Raw genomic sequence first — 2530 nt, 5'->3', positions numbered from 1 at the left:
TCATGGTATACGGCGGCGATGTCGCTGCTGGCAGTATTATCCACGAATACACTGTTGCGGAGGTTCAATGATTTGATCTGTTGCACAAAATCTGCCGTACGTACGCGGCTGCCCTGTTCCAGTTGTTCGCGCCAGTTGTCTAAAGCAATACCACCTTCCAGTAACAGGGTATGTTTACTGTTGGCCAGGCCAATCACCCGTACCTGTAAGCCCAGTTCATCGCGCAGGTAGTGTTGCTGTTGCTGCAGTTGCTCCAATAGTTTGCTGCCTACATTACCTACACCGGCAATGAAGAGGTTGACCTGTTTCAATGGTATTTCAAAAAAGGTTTCGTGCATTACGTTCAGGGCTTTTTTAATGTCTGCCTTATTAATAACAGCAGAGATATTTTTCTCGGTAGAGCCTTGTGCAATGGCCCTTACGTTGATCCCGTTACGTCCAAGTGTACCAAACAGTTTGCCGCTGGTGCCATGATGGTTTTTCATTTTATCACCTACTACGGCCACGATGCAGAGATCTTTTTCTACCTGTAGCGGCTCAATGCGTTTTTCCAGTATTTCCTGACCAAACTCACTATCTACTGTGGTTTTGGCTTTCAGCATATCTGTTTCATGGATGCCTACAGTAATGGAGTGCTCTGAAGAACTTTGTGTAATAAGAATCACGTTGATGCGTTCCCGTAAGAGCGATTCAAACAGTCTTTTAGAGAATCCGGGTATGCCCACCATGCCGCTGCCTTCCAGTGTGAGCAGGGCAATATGTTGTATACCGGAAATGCCGGTTACCGGGAAACTGCGGTCGGCACTGTCCTGGATAAGGGTGCCATGATCTTCCGGCGCAAAGGTATTTTTGATCCAGATAGGAATGCGTTTGTTCATCACCGGCTGAATGGTAGGCGGATAGATGACTTTGGCGCCGAAGTGGGATAGTTCCATCGCTTCCACATAAGAGATATGCGAAATAGGAATGGCCTGTGATACGATGCGCGGATCTGCGGTCATCATGCCGCTGACGTCTGTCCATATATCGAGTACCTCAGCGTTAACGGCGGCAGCTACGATGGCTGCGGTATAATCAGAACCACCACGGCCCAGGGTAGTGGTTTCCCCTTCAGCGGTAGCGGCTACAAAGCCCGGTAATACTACATAGTCAACGGTCGACTGTGCGAAGTACTGGGTAATATGATGATTGGTGGCAACAAAATTTACAGCGGCGTGGCCGAAGGTATTATCTGTAACAATCAGCTCGCGACTGTCTTTACAGGTGGCAGAGAAGCCTTGTTGTTTGAGTTTTTCCGCTACGATGGTGCAGGACATCAGTTCTCCGTAGCTCATAATTTTATCCAGGGTGCGCAGACTGAGTTCCGCTACCTGGAAGATGCCATCGCAGAGGTTTTCGAGGGCATTTAATTTTTTCTTCAGCTGGCTTATCTGCCCGCTTTGTGCGGTAATAGGGAATAGTTCGCGGATCGTATCCAGGTGCCTGGCTTCAATTTCCTGTAATACATTTTTATATTCTTCCTTGCCTTGCTCTGCGAGTTGTCCGCAGCGTATAAGCTTGTCCGTTACGCCGCCAAGTGCAGATACAACGATAGCATATTGTCCGGCAGGTTTATATTTTTTGAGGATGTTGCAAACCTGTTCTATTGCTTTGGCGCTTCCGACAGAAGTGCCGCCAAATTTTAATACTTGCATATGGAAAGTTTATACGTAGATAACTCCGGGTCCTCCCGGTTGTGTACCACTTCGTGGTCGTTGGATAATATGTGAAAACTAACCCCGCAGTGGGGTTGTAATAATTGTGGTCGTTGTCGCCATAGTGTCCGTGTCCTGCTGAGAGGCAGGAGTAACAGAGAATTGATATGTGTAAAACGGTATCACTATTTGAAATATGACGATTGTGTAACAAAAGTCTACAATTACACCGGTAAATAAAAGTGCAGTGGCGATATTTAGAAATATTTTAAAAAATTGGATGATTGGTTGATTTTGTATTGATATAATGGTGTAATGGTGAAATTAATTCAATATAACGACCCTGTAGGTATGTTTTTATTATTTCAATATGAAATGAAAACAAGTATTTGGTGACATTGTAATGACATTTAATGCATTTCATGAACCCATTTCTTTCCTTCTCCCGTAAAATCCAACAAACAAATATCCGCTTGGGTAAAAACATAAATACCAGTTCGGCAAAGTTCTCTTTTGGATAATATAAAATTATATCCTTAACTTAGTCGCCTAAACAATCGCCACTTGTCCATTTCACTGAAATATACAAGCAACAGTCAGCTTAACTACTACTTTCTCATGGCCGCACTTGCCATGGATTCGACTTTGGCATAACCTTTCCCAACGGCCACTACCGGCCCTTCTTCGTGTTTATATACTGTAACTTTGTAATAGTGATTTTTTGCTGTTCGCGTGCATGTATATCTGATTAGTTACTGTTATTTACCCGTTCCGCATGGATATATCATTTCGATCATACACCAGTACGAATCATACACCCGTTCAATCGTTAATTG

The 2530-nt window shown here is 44.3% G+C and carries 1 protein-coding gene; it reads right to left on the bottom strand.

Translation table 11 applies throughout. The annotated features are described in order from the left end of the window. A partial coding sequence (locus VIP81_RS28595) for an aspartate kinase (protein WP_331969686.1) occupies positions 1-1694 on the bottom strand: 1694 nt, incomplete at its 3' end. Positions 1695-2530: the final 836 nt, after the last annotated feature.

The sequence above is a fragment of the Chitinophaga sp. genome (assembly GCF_036566945.1).
Lineage (GTDB): Bacteria > Bacteroidota > Bacteroidia > Chitinophagales > Chitinophagaceae > Chitinophaga.
The sequence above is the reverse complement of the archived record's forward strand: the minus strand, read 5'-3'. Positions and strand labels throughout refer to the sequence as shown.